This window comes from Streptomyces caelestis, assembly GCF_001279005.1.
Taxonomy (GTDB): Bacteria; Actinomycetota; Actinomycetes; order Streptomycetales; family Streptomycetaceae; genus Streptomyces; species Streptomyces heliomycini.
Genome location: NZ_LGCN01000218.1, coordinates 17,772 through 36,320, shown reverse-complemented (window position 1 = coordinate 36,320; position 18,549 = coordinate 17,772). Strand labels below are relative to the sequence as shown.

General features: G+C 72.3%; 13 protein-coding genes. 3 read left to right on the top strand and 10 right to left on the bottom strand.

Annotated elements, in window-relative coordinates; genetic code table 11:
• Positions 1 to 183 precede the first annotated feature (183 nt).
• Both ADK41_RS26365 and ADK41_RS26360 read right to left on the bottom strand, forming a co-directional pair.
• Positions 184 to 1,740, bottom strand: coding sequence for a PucR family transcriptional regulator (locus ADK41_RS26365; RefSeq protein WP_030824903.1), 1,557 nt, complete (start codon positions 1,738 to 1,740; stop codon positions 184 to 186).
• A gap of 122 nt (positions 1,741 to 1,862) precedes the next feature.
• A complete protein-coding gene (locus ADK41_RS26360; protein WP_030824906.1) occupies positions 1,863 to 4,256 on the bottom strand; it encodes an ATP/GTP-binding protein in 2,394 nt (797 codons plus the stop codon).
• Between the two features lie 306 nt (positions 4,257 to 4,562).
• Between ADK41_RS26360 and gabT the strand changes: the two genes are divergently transcribed.
• Complete coding sequence (gene gabT / locus ADK41_RS26355; protein ID WP_030824909.1) at positions 4,563 to 5,897, top strand: 4-aminobutyrate--2-oxoglutarate transaminase; 1,335 nt, start codon at positions 4,563 to 4,565, stop codon at positions 5,895 to 5,897.
• Between the two features lie 428 nt (positions 5,898 to 6,325).
• Positions 6,326 to 6,967, top strand: a complete 642-nt coding sequence (locus tag ADK41_RS26350; RefSeq protein ID WP_030824912.1) for a phosphatase PAP2 family protein — start codon at positions 6,326 to 6,328, stop codon at positions 6,965 to 6,967.
• Positions 6,968 to 6,994: 27 nt separating this feature from the next.
• Here ADK41_RS26350 and ADK41_RS26345 read toward each other — a convergent pair whose 3' ends face one another.
• Genes ADK41_RS26345 through ADK41_RS26320 form a run of 6 tightly spaced genes read right to left on the bottom strand, consistent with a single transcriptional unit; the run spans position 6,995 to position 14,214 of the window.
• Positions 6,995 to 8,413 carry an NAD(P)/FAD-dependent oxidoreductase gene (locus tag ADK41_RS26345; RefSeq protein ID WP_030824915.1) on the bottom strand — a complete coding sequence of 473 codons (1,419 nt, stop codon included), beginning with the start codon at positions 8,411 to 8,413 and terminating at the stop codon, positions 6,995 to 6,997.
• A 36-nt stretch (positions 8,414 to 8,449) separates the two neighbouring features.
• On the bottom strand, positions 8,450 to 9,250 hold the full coding sequence (locus ADK41_RS26340) for an ABC transporter permease (protein ID WP_030824918.1): 801 nt from the start codon (positions 9,248 to 9,250) through the stop codon (positions 8,450 to 8,452).
• Positions 9,251 to 10,183 carry an ABC transporter permease gene (locus tag ADK41_RS26335; protein WP_030824921.1) on the bottom strand — a complete coding sequence of 311 codons (933 nt, stop codon included), beginning with the start codon at positions 10,181 to 10,183 and terminating at the stop codon, positions 9,251 to 9,253.
• Positions 10,183 to 11,376, bottom strand: coding sequence for an ABC transporter ATP-binding protein (locus ADK41_RS26330; RefSeq protein ID WP_030824923.1), 1,194 nt, complete (start codon positions 11,374 to 11,376; stop codon positions 10,183 to 10,185). Before ADK41_RS26330 ends, ADK41_RS26335 begins: the two co-directional genes overlap by 1 nt.
• Before the next feature lie 4 nt (positions 11,377 to 11,380).
• Complete coding sequence (locus ADK41_RS26325; protein WP_030824926.1) at positions 11,381 to 12,628, bottom strand: polyamine ABC transporter substrate-binding protein; 1,248 nt, start codon at positions 12,626 to 12,628, stop codon at positions 11,381 to 11,383.
• A 50-nt stretch (positions 12,629 to 12,678) separates the two neighbouring features.
• A complete protein-coding gene (locus ADK41_RS26320; RefSeq protein WP_030824929.1) occupies positions 12,679 to 14,214 on the bottom strand; it encodes a gamma-aminobutyraldehyde dehydrogenase in 1,536 nt (511 codons plus the stop codon).
• A gap of 197 nt (positions 14,215 to 14,411) precedes the next feature.
• Here ADK41_RS26320 and ADK41_RS26315 point away from each other — a divergent pair, with 197 nt between their 5' ends.
• Entirely contained in the window at positions 14,412 to 14,981 is a 570-nt protein-coding gene (locus tag ADK41_RS26315) for an NADAR family protein (RefSeq protein ID WP_037803998.1), read from the top strand.
• A gap of 66 nt (positions 14,982 to 15,047) precedes the next feature.
• On the opposite strand, the gene ADK41_RS26310 is transcribed toward ADK41_RS26315, so the two are convergent.
• Together ADK41_RS26310 and ADK41_RS26305 are read right to left on the bottom strand one after the other, a co-directional pair.
• Positions 15,048 to 15,506 (bottom strand): DUF4190 domain-containing protein, encoded by a 459-nt coding sequence (locus ADK41_RS26310; protein WP_030824936.1) that lies wholly within the window; start codon positions 15,504 to 15,506, stop codon positions 15,048 to 15,050.
• Between the two features lie 193 nt (positions 15,507 to 15,699).
• The gene (locus ADK41_RS26305; protein ID WP_030824939.1) at positions 15,700 to 18,540 is read right to left on the bottom strand and encodes a glycoside hydrolase family 3 protein; all 2,841 of its coding nucleotides are present in this window, start codon (positions 18,538 to 18,540) and stop codon (positions 15,700 to 15,702) included.
• Between the last annotated feature and the right edge of the window lie 9 nt (positions 18,541 to 18,549).

Sequence of the window (18,549 nt, the reverse complement as noted above, 5' to 3'; positions counted from 1 at the left end):
GTAGTGGTGGGGGTGCGCGGGTTCTACGGTTTGGCGGGGTGGGGTGAGGCGAGAGGTTTCGGGTTTTCGCCCCCGCCGCCCCTTTCCTTTCCGTCCCTGGGGGCTGCGCCCCCGGACCCCCCTTTGTCCTCAAGCGCCGGACGGGCTGGTAGTGCTGGGGGTGCCGGGCGGGGTGAACGGGGGCTACTCCGATGTCGTCGCCTTCAGGGCGAGCCACAGTTCCATGCGGGTGTCCGGGTCGTCGAGGGAGCGGCCGAGGATCTCCTCCACCCGGCGCATGCGGTAGCGGAGGGTGTGGCGGTGGACGCCCAGGTCGGCTGCCGCCGCGTCCCACTGGCCGTGGCGGGAGAGCCAGGCGCGGAGGGAGGCGACGAGGTCGCCGCGGCCCGTCGCGTCGTGTTCGCGCAGGGCACGCAGCAACCCGTCGGCGAACGCCCTGACCGCGTCGTCGGCGAGCAGCGGCAGCACCGATCCGGCGGCCATGTGCTCGTGCTCCACCAGCACCCTCCCCCGCCGCCGTGCCACCGAAAGGGCCTGCTCGGCCTGCTTGTAGGCGGCGGACGCGGCTATCGGCCCGGCCGGTGCGGACAGTCCGACGACCAGTTCGTCGTCGTCGGCCTTGCGGGCCGCCTCCCGCGCGGCGGCGTGGTCGCAGCAGGCGGCGACGGCGGCGCCGCCGTCGCAGGCCAGTACGACCAGCCGGTTTCCCTCCGGCACGACCAGGACCGCCTCCCCGGAGCGGGCGGCGGCGGACTCCGCGACCTCGGCGAGGGCTCCGAGGGCGTCACCGCGCGTTTCGCCTCCCGCGGCCACGATGATCCGGAAGGGCGCGTCGAGCAGGCCGCCGTACAGGTCCCCGGCCACCGCGCGGGCGTGGTCCGGCTCCCCGGCGAGCAGCATCCGCAGGACGGCCGCGCCGATGCGCTGCTCGGCCGCGTGCAGGGAGCGGGAGCGTTCCGTGGTCAGGGTGAGCAGGGCGACCGCGGAGTGGACGGCGTACCGCTCGGCGGTGCCGAGGGCGGCGGCCGTGCCGACGGCGAGCGCCGCGCGGGAGCGCCGGCCGGTGCCGAGGGAGTGCAGTTCGACCCGGTCCTCGTTCTCCGGGCCGGCCACCACCGAGGAGGCGGGCGCGGGCCGTTCCCGCAGCCGGGTCACGTCCGAAGTGAGCCGCGCGGCGCGCCGGCCCGCCCACTCCGGCGCCGCGGCCACGACGGCGCCCGAGGCGTCGTACAGCGCGGCCCACCCGTCGACCTGGGCGGCGAGCGCGGCCAGCAGGCCTTCCGGGCCCTCCACCAGGGCCTGCCTGGTCAGTTCCCGCTGGGCCGCGAAGCCCGCGGTCACCGCGCGGTACTGGTCGGCGGCGATGGCGGCGGACACGGCCTTGCTGATCGCGAGGAAGGGGGTGCGGCGCGGCACCTCCAGCAGCGGCAGACCCTCTTCCCGGGCGGCGTCGACGAGGGCGGCGGGGATGTCGTCGTAGTGGACGCCGACGGCGAAACCGAGCCCGACGACCCCCGCCCCCACCAGCCGCTTCACATAGCGGCGCATCGCCTCCCGGTCCTCCGCGTCGAGTTTCAGCGCGGTGATCAGCAGCAGCTCCCCGCCCTCCATGTACGGCACGGGGTCGGCGAGTTCACTGGCGTGCGCCCAGCGGACCGGCGCGTCGAGGCGGTCCTCGCCCGCGCGCACGGTCAGTTTGAGCGCGGAGTGGTGGACGAGCGAGGCGAGCGTCGGGGGCATCGGAGCCTTGAGCCTTCGGGTCTGCGTCGGGTGGGTGAGAACTCGGTGATCTCTTGGCCGCCGCGTATGAACGACCTGTGTCGATTCTGCCTCACTGTACGGTCACCGGCCGCCCGGGCCGCTCACCCCCGCAGGTCCACCAGGAGCGGGGGCGCGTGCTCGCCCCCGACGGTCGTCAGCGAGAGCACGGCGTGCCCGGGCGGCACGGAGTGCGCCAGTTCGGAGGCGGACCAGCGCTCGCGCTCGACCTGTTTCACGGTGACCGCGTCCGTGGTCACCGCCTTGCCCGTCAGCCGCTTGCGCAGCGCGTGGAGGAAGCGGGTCATCGGCTGGTCCGCGAAGACCGTGTGCTTGGCGACCTCCGTCGTCTCCACCCACTCGGTGCCCCAGGTCTGCGCGAACCGGTTGCCGTCCCAGGTGGTGACACCGGAGAACGCCATACGGCAGCCCACCGCGCCGTAGAGCGGTCCGTGCAGCGCCTCGGGGACGTCACCGACGGTGCGCAGGCTGAGCAGCACGCCCGCGTTCTGCGACCGCAGCCGCTGGATGCGGCGCACCGACTCCGCCGTGATCGTGCCCGTCGCGTCGTCCAGGACCAGGCAGGCGAAGTGGGTGCGCCGGCTCTCGCGTACGACGGCGTGGAACTGGGCGAGGACCAGCCGGGTGATCAGTCGTCCGGCCTCCTCGTGGCCGCGCTCCGGCAGGTCGATCCGCACACGGAGGGGATGGTGGGCGACCGCGCGCAGGGAGAACGGCCGACTGGGACCGCCCCCGCCGAAGAAGTCCGTGAACACCGGCCTGTTCAGCAACGCCAGCCGGTCGGCCAGGACCCGGCCCGGATCGCCCGGCGTACCGGTCTGGCGCAGCCGCGCGTCGAGCTCGCGGCGCATGACGTCGTTCCCGCTCGAGGCCAGGACCTCCCGCAGCGGGGTCAGGGTCTCCTCGTCGCCCTCCAGCAGCTCGCGCAGCTCCGGCAGGGTGGGGAAGCGTCCGTGTACCGCCCGGAACGGGCCGAGCAGCTGGGCCAGCGCGGTGGCGGCGCCCCGCGTGCCGGCCGTGTCCAGGTCTCCCGTCAGCGCTTCCGCGAGGATCGCGGCCGCCTCGTCGGGATCGTCGGATTCGGCGTACGGGTCGAGGTCGTGCACCGAGGACGAATCGCCGATCCGCACGATCACGTCGAAGGCGTCGTCCGTGCCGAGCCGGCTCCCGGCGGCGGAGACGGCGACGACGGCACAGCTGCCGGTGAGCGCTTGCAGCGCGAGCGCCTCGGTGACCGGTTCGACGAGGGCGCGGGTCTTGCCGGACCCGGAGGGGCCGACGGCGAGCAGCGAGGTGCCGAGCACGTCCGGGCCGAGGGCCGCGCCCGCGTCGTGGTACGGCTGGGGAGCACGCTCGGCCGCCACCCAGCGGCCGATGCGCACCTGGCCGGCGAGCAGGTCGTGACGGGCGGACCGGCGCGGCAGGTCCCGGGCGCCGGAAGGATGCGTCCAGGCCGCGCCACCCTGGCGCAGGACCGTGTCGCTGAAGGCCGCCAGGGTGGCGGTGTGCCGGGCGACGGCGAAGGCGTGCTCGATGCGGGCGCAGTCGACGTCGTTCGCACGGCCCCGGGCGACCTCGGTGGTGAGCAGCTCCGCGGCCTCGTACTGTCCGGCCTCGCGAAGAGCGGGCCACTGGGAGCGGGGACGGCCGGGCACGGTCCCGGCGGCGGTGTCCGTCCGTGGAGGGGCGAACAGCTCCCTCGCGTACGGCAGCCAGTCCCCGAGGCGGGCGAACGGCCACAAAACGAACAGTGTGACGACCGTGTACAGCGAGTACGTGAAGAAGGCGGAGGCCATCAGTTCGTAGCTGTCCGTGACGAGCGCCGTCAGGGAGAGCAGCGGAACCACAACCGGCAGCTCGAACCAGCCGAGGCCCACAAAGGCGTCGGGGAAGACGAAACCGAGGGTGAGGAAGGCGAGGCAGCCGGAGACCAGGAGCTGTGCCGGGCGGGGCAGGCGGTCCATGTAGTGGCGGACGATGGCACGCCAGCTGCCGAGCACGCCGACTCCGAAGACGAGTGCGCCGAAGAGGATGCCGTCGGCGACCAGCCTGGCGTGCTCCCCGGGAAGTGTCACGGTCCGGCCCTCGACCGGCCGGGGCACCAGCGAGAGCTCGTACCACCAGTCATCCGGCGTGAACACCCGGAACAGGGTGCCTTTGTACGGGAAGTAGCCGCTGCTCCAGAGGGACCACACCACGAGTGCGAGGACGACCGGGATGAACATGCCGGCGACGGTCACCGGGGCGATGCGTTCCCGGATCTCCTTGGGGCGGTGGCCGAACCGCCAGATCCCCGGGCGGGCGGCCGGCCTCTCCTCGTCGAGCCAGACGGTGACGGGGGACTGCTGCGGAGGTGACGGTGTGCCCGGCGCGCGGGGCGGGCGTGGGGGTGTCTTCGGGATGTCGGGGGGGCCGGCCGGGCGCGGTACGGGGTTCGCGTGCGTGCCCCGCGCGTCCTGGGTACCGTCGTCGTTCATCGCCCTGCCCCCTGAGCTGCCGCTCCGTCCGCCATCAGCGAGTCAATCTAACGCCCCGACAGGGTGAGTTCACTGTTTACGTGGCCGAGGGCCGGGCGGGTGCGGGTTTCACCCGGCCGCGTTCGCGGGTGCCGCCGCGCCCACCCGCGCCGCCCCAGCGGCACGACCGCCCGCAGCCGGGTATGTCCACCACGGACAACCCGGCCCCCCGGACAGCGCCCACATGGAGCATGCCCAGCCCCCTCTCCCCGACCTAGCCTGCGAGAAAAGAACGCACGTGTCCGAAACACCCCCCAGGAGCCCCGCATGACCGCACTTCCGCAGGAGCGCCGCGTCGTCACCGCCATCCCCGGACCGAAGTCGCAGGAGCTGCAGGCCCGCCGCACCGCCGCGGTCGCGCAGGGCGTGGGCTCCGTGCTGCCCGTGTTCACCACTCGCGCGGGCGGCGGCATCATCGAGGACGTCGACGGCAACCGGCTGATCGACTTCGGTTCCGGCATCGCCGTGACCTCCGTCGGCGCCTCCGCCGAGGCCGTCGTCCGCCGCGCCTCCGCCCAGCTCGCCGACTTCACCCACACCTGCTTCATGGTCACGCCGTACGAGGGCTACGTGGCCGTCGCCGAGGCGCTCGCCGAGCTGACCCCTGGCGACCACGCCAAGAAGTCCGCGCTGTTCAACAGCGGCGCCGAGGCCGTCGAGAACGCCGTCAAGATCGCGCGTGCGTACACCAGGCGGCAGGCGGTCGTCGTCTTCGACCACGGCTACCACGGCCGCACCAACCTCACCATGGCGCTGACCGCGAAGAACATGCCGTACAAGCACGGCTTCGGACCGTTCGCGCCCGAGGTGTACCGCGTCCCGGTCGCCTATGGCTACCGCTGGCCGACCGGCCCGGAGAACGCGGGCCCGGAGGCCGCCGCGCAGGCCGTCGACCAGATCTCCAAGCAGGTCGGCGCCGAGAACGTGGCCGCGATCATCATCGAGCCGGTGCTCGGCGAGGGCGGCTTCATCGAGCCGGCCAAGGGCTTCCTGCCCGCGATCAGCCGATTCGCGAAGGACAACGGCATCGTCTTCGTCGCCGACGAGATCCAGTCCGGTTTCTGCCGCACCGGCCAGTGGTTCGCCTGCGAGGACGAGGGCATCGTCCCGGACCTGATCACCACCGCCAAGGGCATCGCCGGCGGTCTGCCGCTGGCCGCCGTCACCGGCCGCGCGGAGATCATGGACGCCGCGCACTCGGGTGGCCTGGGCGGCACCTACGGCGGCAACCCGGTCGCCTGCGCGGGCGCGCTCGGCGCCATCGAGACGATGAAGGAGCTGGACCTCAACGCCAGGGCGAAGGCGATCGAGGGCGTCATGAAGGCCCGCCTCACCGCCATGGCCGAGAAGTTCGACGTCATCGGCGACGTCCGCGGCCGGGGCGCGATGATCGCCGTCGAGCTGGTCAAGGACCGCGCCACCAAGGAGCCCGACCCCGAGGCGACGGCCGCACTGGCCAAGGCCTGCCACCAGGAGGGCCTGCTGGTCCTGACCTGTGGCACTTACGGCAACGTGCTGCGCTTCCTGCCCCCGCTGGTCATCGGCGAGGACCTGCTGAGCGAGGGCCTCGACATCATCGAGCAGGCGTTCGCGCGCATCTGAGCCGACGTCGGGGCAGGTGAGCCGCCCGGAACGGCCGCCGGAGCAGGGGAGCGGCAGAGCGTGTGAAGAAGGTGTGCGGGGTGGATGACAGGAGCCCGTCGGCCCTGTCGCGGGGCCACCCCCTGCCGTAGGTTTCTCCCCGGATGAGAGATACACCCCGTCCGCAGGGGACTGCGGGCGGAGCCGGGCCGGGGCCTCCCCAGCTTCGACCTGGTCGTGCCTCGCGCACACGAACCGGGGCCCGAGGGCTCCGGGTCTCCTCACGATCGGACGGTCGCCCGCCCCAAACCCCCCGGGGCGCGCGACGTTCCGGTCCGGACGGCCGTCCTGGCATCTCACACGGCAAGCCGTTCCCCGAAGGGCCGACGCACTCCCCCCTTGCGCCGGCCCTTCGGCGTGCGCCGGGCCCACCTGCGAAGCTGTGCACCATGCTGCTGCTCGGACCGCCCCTCCTCCTCTTCGCGCTGATCACCTGGCAGGTCGTCGCCGACGGTCCGCTGGTCGGCCTCGACGAGCGGCTGAGCCGGGCGCTGGTCCATCCGGACCGGGCCTCCGAACTGCTCGCCGACCTCGGCAACGTCCAGGTCGCCCTGCCGGTCCTGCTGGTCGCGCTGGCGTACGTCGCCCGGCGCGGGCGTGCCACGGGCGGGGACCGCTGGTGGCTGCCGCCCGCCGCCGGGGCCCTGGCGATGGTGCTGGTGCCGGCGCTGGTCGCGCCCCTGAAGGAGTGGACCGACCGCCCCGGCACCCCGGCCGTGCCCCCGGCGGTCGGCTACTACCCCTCCGGGCACACGACCACCGCCGTCGTGGCGTACGGCGCGGCGACGCTGCTCCTCCTCCCGCTGCTGCGTTCGCCGGCGGCGCGGCGCGCGCTCGTCGCGGCCTGTGCCGCCCTGGTCGCCGGTGCCTCGTTCGGACTGGTGCGCCGGGGCTACCACTGGCCGCTGGACGTGGCGGCCGGCTGGTGCCTCGGCGCGGCGCTGCTGATCGGCCTGTGGCTGCTGGCCGGCCGCCGGAGGGCCGCCGGGGCCCCCGGTCCCCGGACCGGTGCCGGTGGCCGTGCCGGCTGACCGGCCCGGCGGCCCCGGTCCGCCGGCTCAGCTGTCGAAGCCGAGGCCCAGCCGGTCCATCGTCCGCAGCCACAGATTGCGCCGCCCGCCCTGCGCGTCGGCCCTGGCCAGCGACCACTTGGTGAGGGCGATGCCGGTCCAGGCGAACGGCTCCGGCGGGAACGGCAGCGGCTTCCTGCGCACCATCTCCAGCTCCGTGCGCTCGGTCCGTTCCCCCGCCAGCAGGTCCAGCATCACCTCGGCGCCGAAACGGGTGGCGCCGACGCCGAGCCCCGTGTAGCCCGCCGCGTACGCCACCCTCCCCGCGTGCGCCGTGCCGAAGAACGCCGAGAAGCGGGAGCAGGTGTCGATCGCGCCGCCCCAGGCGTGGGTGAAGCGGACGCCCTCCAGCTGCGGGAAGCAGGTGAAGAAGTGTCCGGCGAGCTTGGCGTAGGTCTCCGGCCGGTCGTCGTACTCGGCGCGCACCCGGCCGCCGTACGGGTAGACCGCGTCGTAACCGCCCCACAGGATCCGGTTGTCGGCGGAGAGCCGGAAGTAGTGGAACCGGTTGGCGCTGTCCCCGAGGCCCTGCCGGTTCTTCCAGCCGACCGACGCCAGTCGGTCGGCGGTGAGCGGCTCGGTCATCAGGGCGTAGTCGTAGACCGGGACGGTGTAGGAGCGGACCCGTCTGACCAGGTTCGGGAAGATGTTGGTGCCGAGCGCGACCGTGCGGGCCCGGATCCGCCCGTACGGGGTGCGTACGGTCATGCCGGCGCCGTACGGCTTCAGGGTGAGGGCGGGGGTGTGCTCGTGGACGCGCACGCCGAGGTCGAGGCAGGCCCGCTTCAGCCCCCAGGCCAGCTTGGCCGGGTGGAGCATCGCCACGCCCCGGCGGTCGTACAGGCCCGCCCGGAAGGTCGGGGAGTCCACCTGCTCCCGCACGGCCCCGGTGTCCAGGTACTCGACGCCGTCGGCGAGTCCCGCCGCCCGGATCCCGTCGTACCGGTCCTTGAGCTCCCGGGCCTGGTAGGGCTCGGTGGCGACGTCGATCTCGCCGGTGCGTTCGAAGTCGCAGTCGATGGAGTGGCGGGCGACCGTCTCCTCGATGGCGTCGAGGTTGCGGGCGCCCAGCCGCTGGAGGGTGTGGATCTCGTCCGGCCAGCGGGCCAGTCCGTTGGGCAGGCCGTGGGTGAGGGAGGCGGCGCAGAACCCGCCGTTGCGGCCGGAGGCGGCCCAGCCCACCTCACGGCCCTCCACCAGCACGACGTCCCGTGCGGGGTCGCGCTCCTTGGCGAGCAGCGCGGTCCACAGCCCGCTGTAGCCGCCGCCGACGACCAGCAGGTCGCAGGTCTCGGCGCCGGTGAGGGCGGGCTCGGGTGCGGGCCGGCCGGGGTCGTCCAGCCAGTAGGAGACCGGCCGGGCCTCGGAGAGGGATTTCGTCCAACGGCTCATGGCGTTCGGGGCCATGATGTCAACTCCCTACGGGGGACTGCGGCGGTGTCTCTATGCCTTCCGCCGGTTGCGGCGGTTGCCGACGGCCATGGAGACCAGCACCAGGAGGACGGCGACGACGAACATGGCCGTGCCGACGACGTTGATCTGCACGGGGGTTCCGCGCTGCGCGGAGCCCCAGACGAACATCGGGAAGGTGACGGTCGAGCCGGCGTTGAAATTGGTGATGATGAAATCGTCGAAGGAGAGCGCGAAGGCGAGCAGCGCGCCGGCCGCGATGCCGGGGGCGGCGATCGGCAGCGTGACCCGGACGAACGTCTGGAACGGGCCGGCGTAGAGGTCCTGCGCGGCCTGCTCCAGTCTCGGGTCCATCGACATCACGCGCGCCTTCACGGCGACCACGACGAAGCTGAGGCAGAACATGATGTGGGCGATCAGGATCGTCCAGAAGCCCAGCCGCGCGCCCATGTTGAGGAACAGGGTGAGCAGTGAGGCCGCCATGACCACCTCGGGCATCGCCATCGGCAGGAAGATCAGCGAGTTCACGGCGGGGCGGGCGCGGAAGCGGTAGCGGACCAGCGCGAAGGCGATCATCGTGCCGAGCAGGGTGGCGCCGAGCGTCGCCCACAGGGCGAGCTGGAGGCTGAGCGACAGGGAGGCGCACAGCCCGGAGACGCCGCACGGATCCTGCCACGCCTCGGTGGAGAACTCCTGCCACGTGTAATTGAAGCGCCCCTTCGGATGGTTGAAGGAGAACACGGTGACGACGACGTTCGGCAGGAGGAGGTACGCGAGAGTCAGCAGTCCCGCGATGGCGACGAAACGGCGCTTGAGCCAGTTGACGAAGGTCACTTAAACCAGATCCTCCGTGCCGGACTTGCGGATGTAGAGCGTGACGACGGCGAGGATCGCGGCCATCAGGATGAACGAGAGCGCAGCGGCCGTCGGATAGTCGAGGATCCGCAGGAACTGCGACTGGATGACGTTGCCGACCATGCGGGTGTCGGTCGAGCCGAGCAGATCCGAGTTGATGTAGTCGCCGGACGCCGGGATGAAGGTCAGCAGCGTGCCGGAGACCACGCCCGGCATCGACAGCGGGAAGGTGACCCTGCGGAAGGTGGTCGACGGCCTGGCGTACAGGTCGTTCGCCGCCTCGTGCAGCCGGGGGTCGATGCGCTCCAGCGAGGTGTAGAGCGGCAGGATCATGAACGGCAGGAAGTTGTACGTCAGACCGCAGACCACCGCGAGCGGGGTGGCGAGCACCCGGTCGCCGGCGGTCCAGCCGAGCCAGGCGGTGACGTCCAGGACGTGCAGGGTGTTCAGGGCGTCGACCACCGGGCCGCCGTCGGCGAGGATCGTCTTCCAGGCGAGGGTGCGGATCAGGAAGCTGGTGAAGAACGGCGCGATCACCAGGACCATGATCAGATTGCGCCAGCGTCCCGCGCGGAAGGCGATCAGGTACGCCAGCGGGTAGCCGAGCAGCAGGCACAGCACGGTCGCGGAGGCCGCGTAGAGCACCGAGCGCACGAACTGCGGCCAGTACTCGGACAGCGCGTCCCAGTAGGCGGCGAAGTGCCAGGTGACCTCGTAGCCCTCCTCCAGGGAGCCGGTCTGCACGGATGTGGAGGCCTGGTAGATCACCGGCAGCGCGAAGAACACGAGCAGCCAGAGCAGGCCGGGCAGCAGCAGCCAGTACGGCGTCCAGCGGCCCCGCCCGCGCGGCTTGCGGGGTGGTTTCGTCTCCGGGGCGGGCGCCACGGGCGGCGCCTGGGTGACCGTGGCCATCAGCCGACCTCTTCCGCAACCGTCTCGACGCCGGCGGAGCCCACTGTCCCGGCAAGCAGGGACTGCGCCGCGTCCAGCCCGAAGGTGTGCGCCGGATTCCAGTGCAGGACGACCTCGGCGCCCGGTACCAGTCGGGCGTCCCGGTCGATGTTCTGGACGTAGACCTCGAAGTCGGAGCAGACCGGGCTGTCGACGACGAACTGCGTGGAGACGCCGATGAAGCCGGCGCCGGTGATCCGGCCGGTGATCCGGTTGCGGCCCTCGGGTATCTCGCCGGCGTCGTCGGCGTGGGTGAGGGAGATCTTCTCCGGGCGCACCCCGACCAGCACCTTGCCGCCGGTCGTCGTGGGCGCGCTGTTGCGGGCCCCGGGCAGCACGAGCTTGCCGCCGCCCGCCTTCAGCACGAGCTCTCCGCCGGACGCCGAGTCCACCTCGGCCTCGATGAAGTTGGAGGTGCCGAGGAAGTTGGCGACGAACGTGGTGCGCGGGTTCTCGTACAGGTCGGCGGGGGAGCCGAGCTGCTCGACCCGGCCGGCGTTCATCACGGCGACCGTGTCGGCCATGGTCATGGCCTCCTCCTGGTCGTGCGTGACGTGCACGAAGGTGATGCCGACCTCGGTCTGGATGCGCTTGAGCTCCAGCTGCATCTGACGGCGCAGCTTCAGGTCGAGGGCGCCGAGCGGTTCGTCGAGCAGCAGCACCTTGGGGTGGTTGATCAGGGCGCGGGCCACCGCGACCCGCTGCTGCTGGCCGCCGGAGAGCTGGTGCGGCTTCTTGCGGGCCTGCTCGCCGAGCTGGACCAGCTCCAGCATCTCCTCGACCTGCTTCTTCACGCTCTTGATGCCGCGCCGGCGCAGGCCGAAGGCGACGTTCTCGAAGATGTCGAGGTGCGGGAAGAGGGCGTAGGACTGGAAGACCGTGTTCACCGGCCGCTTGTACGGCGGCAGCGCGGTGACGTCCTGGTCGCCGAGGTGGACGGCGCCGCTCGTGGGCTCCTCCAGGCCGGCGATCATCCGCAGGGTGGTGGTCTTGCCGCAGCCGGACGCGCCGAGCAGGGCGAAGAAGGAGCCCTGCGGGACGGTCAGGTCCAGGGGGTGCACGGCGGTGAAGGAGCCGTACGTCTTGCCGATGCCGGTGAGGCGGACGTCCCCGCCGCCGTGGCCGGCCGTGGTGGTGTCGTTGGTCGTCTTCATCTCGTCACGCCCCAGTGAGCTTCGCGAACTTCTCTTCGAATTCCGTCTCTTCCTCGGCGCTCAGGGAGCGGAAGGCACGGGATGCGGCCTGCATGGCCTTGTCGGGGAGGATCAGCGGGTTGTTCGCCGCGTCCTCGTCGATCTTCGCGAGCTCGTCCTTGACTCCCTCGACCGGGCAGACGAAGTTGATGTAGGCGGCGAGCTCCGCGGCGGCCCGCGGCTCGAAGTAGTAGTCGATCAGCCGCTCGGCGTTGGCCTTGTGACGGGCCTTGTTGGGGACCAGCAGGTTGTCGCTGGACATCATGTAGCCGCTGTCGGGGATCAGGAAGTCGATGTCCGGGTTGTCCGCCTTCAGCTGGACGACGTCCCCGGCCCAGGCCACACAGGCGGCGAAATCGCCCTTGCTGATGTCCGCGGTGTAGTCGTTGCCGGTGAAGCGGCGGATCTGGCCCTTGTCGACGGCCTTCTGGAGACGGGCGAGCGCCGCGTCGTAGTCGTCGGCGGTGAACTTCTCCGGTTCCTTGCCCATGTCGAGCAGGGTCAGGCCCATGGTGTCGCGCATCTCGGTGAGCAGTCCGACCCGGCCCTTGAGCTTCGGGTTGTCCAGCAGGTCGGAGAGGCTCTTCACCTCGACGCCGTCGAGCGCCTTCTTGTTGTAGGCGATGACGGTCGCGATGCCCTGCCAGGGGTAGGAGTAGGCGCGGCCCGGGTCCCAGTCGGGGCTGCGGAACTGGGGCGACAGGTGGGCGAAGGCGTGCGGGAGGCGGGCCGGGTCCAGCTTCTGCACCCAGCCGAGGCGGATCAGGCGGGCGGCCAGCCAGTCGGTGAGGACGATGAGGTCGCGGCCGGTGTCCTGGCCCGCGGCAAGCTGCGGCTTGACCTTGCCGAAGAACTCGCTGTTGTCGTTGATGTCCTCGGTGTACGTGACCTTGATGCCGGTGCGTCGCGTGAACGCCTCCAGCGTGGGGTGACGGCGTCCGCTGTCGTTGACGTCCATGTACTCGGTCCAGTTGGAGAAGGTGACGGACTTCTCCTCCGCCGAGTGGTCCTCCGCCGGGACACCGCCCTGGGTGTTGCCGGCGGCGGGGATGCCGCAGCCGCTCAGCGCGCCGAGTCCGCCGACCGCGAGCGCGCCGCCCGCGGAGGCGCGCAGCAGGGCACGGCGGCTCAGGGCCGCCCTGCCGCTGCGGAGACTGCGCCGTATCGCGGCCTCCTGGGCCGGGGAGAGGCGGTCGGGCTCGTACTGCTCCATGCGCGTGGTGCCCTTTCGGGAGGATGGCCGCGGGTCGGGCGGCCTGGCTGCTATCGGTCCCCGAAGACGGTGCGGTGCCAGTCCTTGCGGACCACCGCGGTGTTGTCGAACATGACGTGCTTGACCTGTGTGTACTCTTCGAACGAGTAGACGGACATGTCCTTGCCGAAGCCGGACGCCCGGTAGCCGCCGTGCGGCATCTCGCTGATGATCGGGATGTGGTCGTTGACCCACACGCACCCCGCCTTGATCTCACGGGTGGCGCGGCCCGTGCGGTACACGTCCCGGCTCCAGGCGGAGGCGGCGAGCCCGTAGGGGGTGTCGTTGGCCAGCGCGATGCCCTCGTCGTCGGTGTCGAAGGGCAGGACGACCAGCACCGGCCCGAAGATCTCGGACTGCACGACCTCGCTGTCCTGCGGCGCGCCGGCGATGAGCGTGGGGCGATAGTACGCGCCGTCCGCCAGCTCGCCCAGGGGCGCCTCACCGCCGGTCACCACGCGTGCGTAGGCGCGCGCCCGGTCGACGAAGCCGGCCACCCGGTCGCGGTGGGCGTGCGAGACCAGCGGGCCCAGGTCGGTGCCGGGGGCGAAGGGGTCGCCGAGCCGGACGGTCTCCATCAGGGCGGCGGTGCGTTCGACGAACGCCTCGTACAGCGGGCGTTGCACGTACGCGCGGGTGGCGGCCGTGCAGTCCTGGCCGGTGTTGATCAGCGCGCCCGCGACCGCGCCGTTGACGGCGGCGCCGAGGTCGGCGTCGTCGAAGACGACGAAGGGGGCCTTGCCGCCGAGCTCCAGGTGGAGACGCTTGACGGTGGCGGTGGCGATCTCGGCCACCCGCTTGCCGACGGCGGTGGAGCCGGTGAAGGAGGTCATGGCCACGTCGGGGTGGCCGACCAGGTGCTCGCCCGCCTCCCGGCCGGTCCCGGTGACGATGTTGATCACACCGTCCGGGAGGCCGGCGTCGGTGGCGGCCTGCGCGAAGAGGAGCGAGGTCAGCGGGGTGAGCTCGGCCGGCTTGAGGACGACGGTGTTGCCCGCGGCGATCGCCGGGAGGATCTTCCAGGCGGCCATCTGGAGCGGATAGTTCCAGGGCGCTATGGAGCCCACGACACCGATGGGCTCACGGCGGACGTAGGAGGTGTGGTCGCCGGAGTACTCGCCGGCCGACTGACCCGTCAGGTGGCGGGCGGCCCCGGCGAAGAAGGCGATGTTGTCGATCGTGCCCGGCACGTCGAACTCGCGGCTCAGCTTCAGGGGCTTGCCGCACTGCAGCGACTCCGCGCGGGCGAAGTCCTCCGCGCGCTCGGCGACGACGGCGGCGAACCGGTGCAGGGCGTCGGAGCGCTCACCGGGAGTGGCGCCGGCCCACGCCGGAAACGCCTCCCGCGCGGCGGCGACGGCCGCGTCGACGTCGTCGGGGCCGGCGAGTTCGTACGTGTACGCCTCGGCGCCGGTGGCCGGGTCGACGACCGCGTGGACATGGCCCGAGGCGCCCTTCGTCAGGCGGCCCGCGACGAACTGCGCGCCGTCCGTGAACCGGTCCTGGGCGGGAAATCGTTCCGGGGTGGTGCTGCCCGGGTTGTGCATGTCGCTCTCCTCCGTGTCCCCGAGGGGGCGGCGTGGCTCCAGCTCGATTTGAGTGCCGATCCTGACAGAGCGATGCGACTCCAACAAGTGATTCCGTTGTTGCCTTTTGGTTACGCGACGGAATCTGTCGACCAGGTGTCGAGTTGCTGCGGAAAAGGCAGGACGGAGTGTCCGTGGTTGCTGCCAGACTCGCGTGCATGGAGAGGATCACGGGGACGACGGACTCGCGGGAGACGCTGATCGAGGCGGCCCGCGCCGGGGCGAGAATCAAGTACCTGCACTTCTGGGGGCACCGGCCGCTGCCCGACGGCCGGATCGGGGCGAGCTGTCTGAGCCAGTGGTGGCCGTCGCCGTTCACGGTGGACGGCGTGGAGTACGCGACCGCCGAGCACTGGATGATGGCGGCCAAGGCCCGGCTGTTCGAAGACCCGGAGGGGGAGCGGCGGGTGCTGGCCGCGGGGCATCCCTCGCAGGCGAAGGAGGCCGGACGGCTGGTGCGGGGCTTCGACGAGGAGACGTGGCGCCGGGAGCGGTTCGGGATCGTCGTCGAGGGCAGCGTGCACAAGTTCGCGGCCCATGAGGATCTGCGGGCTTTTCTGCTGGGCACGGGCGAGAGGGTGCTGGTCGAGGCGAGCCCGGTGGACCGGGTGTGGGGCATCGGCCTCGCGGCCGGCGACGAGCGGGCCACGGACCCGGAGCGCTGGCGGGGGCCGAACCTGCTGGGATTCGCGCTGATGGAAGCCCGCGGACGACTGCGCGCCGGCTGAACGCAGGCCCCCGCACACGGCGGAGGGCCGGTCCGTGCGGACCGGCCCTCTCCGGGAGGCGGGCGCTCAGGACGCGGCGCCGACGCCCCCCATGACACTGGCGAACAACAGGATGCCGAGCAGCGGCAGGATCACCGTGGCCACGATGCCGCAGATCAGTCCGGCGGTCGCCGCGCCCTTGTTGGTGGCCTCACCGCGGTTCGCCTTCCCCCGTCCGACGGCGCCGAAGATGATCGCCAGGATGCCCAGGATCACGCCGAAGAACCACAGGAAGAAGGTGAGGCTGCAGACCAGGCCGATGATGCCCAGCACCAGCCCGGTGGTCCCCATGCCGTTGCTCGGCTGCGGGGGCGTCCCGTAGCCGGGCGTCTGCGGATAGGGCGCGGGGGGCATGCCCTGCGGGGCGGGACCCGCCGGGTAACCGTAGGAAGGGCCGGACTGCGGATAGCCGTATCCCGGGCCCGGCTGCTGCGGGGGCTGGGACGGCGGCCCGAACCCACCGGGTGCGGGATTGGTGCCGGACATGAAAACGCTCTCCCCTCCGTTAAAACTGACCCCGGCATCATAGGGACTGCGCGGCTTCCCGAAGGACGGTTTCCAGGGCTCGGACCTCCTCCAGGATGCGCCGCCCCGGGAAGGGCCGCGCCCGACGGGAAGGGGTCCGGCACCGGTTCCCACCGGTGCCGGACCCCTCATCGCGCCGGCCGCGTCCGGACCCTCAGCCGGAGAAGCCGACGTGCGCGAGCCGCAGCGGGCCGCGCAGCCGCAGGCGCACGTCGCGCACACCGTCGACGACGGCGAGGGACGCGCGGAGCGTGGTGTAGTCGTACGGGCCCGACGTGGGCGCCTGCGGGGACAGCTCGGCGAGCACCGGCCCGCCGTCGAGGGACAGTTCGACCGTGCCCTCGCCGGAGACCTCGACGGTCGCCTCCGTCGCCCCGCCGCCGAAGTCGCAGCCCCGGAAGAGGAGCTCGCCGTCCTTGCCGGCCACGGCGGTGACCGAGTCGCCCGCCGCCTTCGTCCGGTCGACGATCTCGATGCCGCTCTGCTCGTCGAAGTCGGCCCCGTCCAGACCGTGTTCGAGGACGGCGCGCGGAGCGGTCGGCTCACCCTCCAGCGTCACGGTGGCCCGTGCGCGCACGTCCTCGCTGGAGGCCCCGGCCAGCAGCTCGTACGCCCCCGGCTCCACCCGCCACCGGCCCACCGCCACGTCCCAGAACGCGAAGGCGGACAGCGGCAGCACGAAGGACAGCCCGGCCGACTCCCCGGGCGCCAGCGTCACCCTCCGGTGGGCCAGCAGTTCGCGGCGCGGACGCGGGACCGAGGGGGCCACGGCCCGGGTGTAGAGCTGCGGCACCTCGTCGGCGGTGACGTCACCGGTGTTGGTGACGGCGAAGGAGACGTGCACCGCCGACCCGACGACGTCCGCCGTCAGCTCCCCGTAGGAGAAGCCCGCGTACGACAGGCCGTGCCCGAAGGGGAACAGCGGCGTGCCCTCGAAGTACAGGTAGGTCTGCCGGCCGCCGATCACGTCGTAGTCGAGGAGGTCCGGCAGGTCGGCGTCGTCGGCGTACCAGGTCTGCGGCAGCCGGCCGGCGGGGGATACGTCGCCGGCGAGCACGCGGGCCAGCGCGGTGCCCGCGGCCTGCCCGCCGTGCGCGGTCCACAGCAGCGCCGGGAGGTCCGCCGCGTCCACCGCGTACGGGTAGGCGGAGGTCAGCACCAGCACCGTGTTCGGGTTGGCGGCGCGGGCCGCGCGCAGCAGCCGCTCCTGCTGGGCGGGCAGCCGCAGCGTCGTACGGTCCTCGGTCTCGCGCCCGTTGATGTGCGGGTCGTTGCCGGCGACCACCACGACCACGTCGGCGCCGGCCGCGGCGCGCGTGACCGCGTCCTGCCCGCGCTCGACGACGACCAGCTCGAAGACCTCGGGGTCCTCCTCGGCAACCTTCACGCCGTCGGCGGCGACCTGCACGTGGCGTCCTGTCCCCACGTGCCTGAGGAGGTGACCGTCCCCGTGCGGTTCCAGCCGGAACGTCTCCTGCACGACCCAGCCGCCCGGCTGGTCGGCGGAGGCGCGCACGTACCCGTCCTCGGCGACGGAGAGGTAACGGCCGTCGGGCGCCCGCAGGGTGAGCACGCCCTCGCCCCAGTCGGCCAGGGCGAGCTCGGTGCCGTCCGACCCGGCGGCGAGCGGCGGCAGGTCGGTGCGGCCCGCGAGCAGCGCCGGGTCGAGCGCGCCTTCGGCGCCGCGTGCCGTCTCGGGGGCCTCGGGGGCCGGCGGGACGTGCAGGAACGTACCGGCGGAGGTCTTCAGCAGTACCCGGTCCACGCCCTCGGCGAACTCCACGCGCTCGGCGCCGAAGCGCTCGTAGAGGCCCTCCAGCGGGGTGGAGCGGTGGATGAGGCTGCCGCTGTACCAGTCGAGCTTGCACTCGTCGGCGAGCAGTCCGACGACCGCGACCCGGACGTCCGGGGCGAGCGGCAGCGCGCCGTCGTTCTTCAGCAGGACGATCGCCTGCTCGGCGGCCTCCTGGGCGAGCGCCCGGTGCTCCGGGGTGTCGAAGGGCTGCTCCCCGGAGTACGGGTCCGCGCCCGGGTCGAACTCGCCGAGCCGGAACCGCACCGAGAGCTGACGGCGTACGGCCGTGTCGACGTCGGCCTCCGCCAGCAGGCCCCGCTCCAGCGCGCCCTTGATACGTCCGATGATCGTCGAGCTGTCGGTGCCGTGGTCGGTGAAGCTGTCGACCCCGGCCCGCAGGGCCGCCGCGGTGGCCTCCTCGTGGGTGTCGAAGTAGTGCTCGGAGTCGACCAGGTTGGAGGGGGCTCCGGCGTCCGAGCAGACCAGCAGGTCCTCTTCGGTCCAGGCGCGCAGGTGCTCGCGCAGATACGGCGACACGTGGTTCGGGCGGCCGTTGACCAGGTTGTACGCCGGCATCACGCCGGCCACCGTGCCCGCCTCGACGGCCTCGCGGAAGGCGCGCAGGTCGTACTCGTGGAGCACGCGCGGGCGGACGGAGCTGGAGGTGGTGTCGCGCTCCGTCTCGTTGTTGTGCGCCAGCCAGTGCTTGAGGACGGGGGCCGTGCGCCAGTACACCGGGTGGTCGCCGCGCAGGCCCTGGGTGTAGGCGGTGGCGATCGCCGAGGTGAGCTTCGGGTCCTCCGAGTAGCCCTCCTCGTTGCGGCCCCACAGGGGGTGGCGCAGCAGGTTGACGGTCGGCGCCCAGACGTTGAGGCCGACGCGCTCGTCGCGGGCGCGCATCGCGCGGGTCTCGCGGGACACCGCCTCGCCCACCCGGCGCACCAGCTCCTGGTTCCAGGTGGCGCCCAGGCCGACGGCCTGCGGGAACACCGTCGCCGGGCCCATCCAGGCGACGCCGTGCAGGGCCTCCTGCCCGGTGCGGAAGGCGGCGACGTCCAGACGCTCCACGGCCGGCGCGAACTGGTGCAGAAATCCGATCTTCTCGTCGAGGGTGAGCCGCGACAGGAGGTCGTCGATGCGCTTCGCGAACGACAGGGTCGTATCGCGGAAAGGCGGCGTAGGCGGCGTTTGTGCGGTCACGTGGAGTTC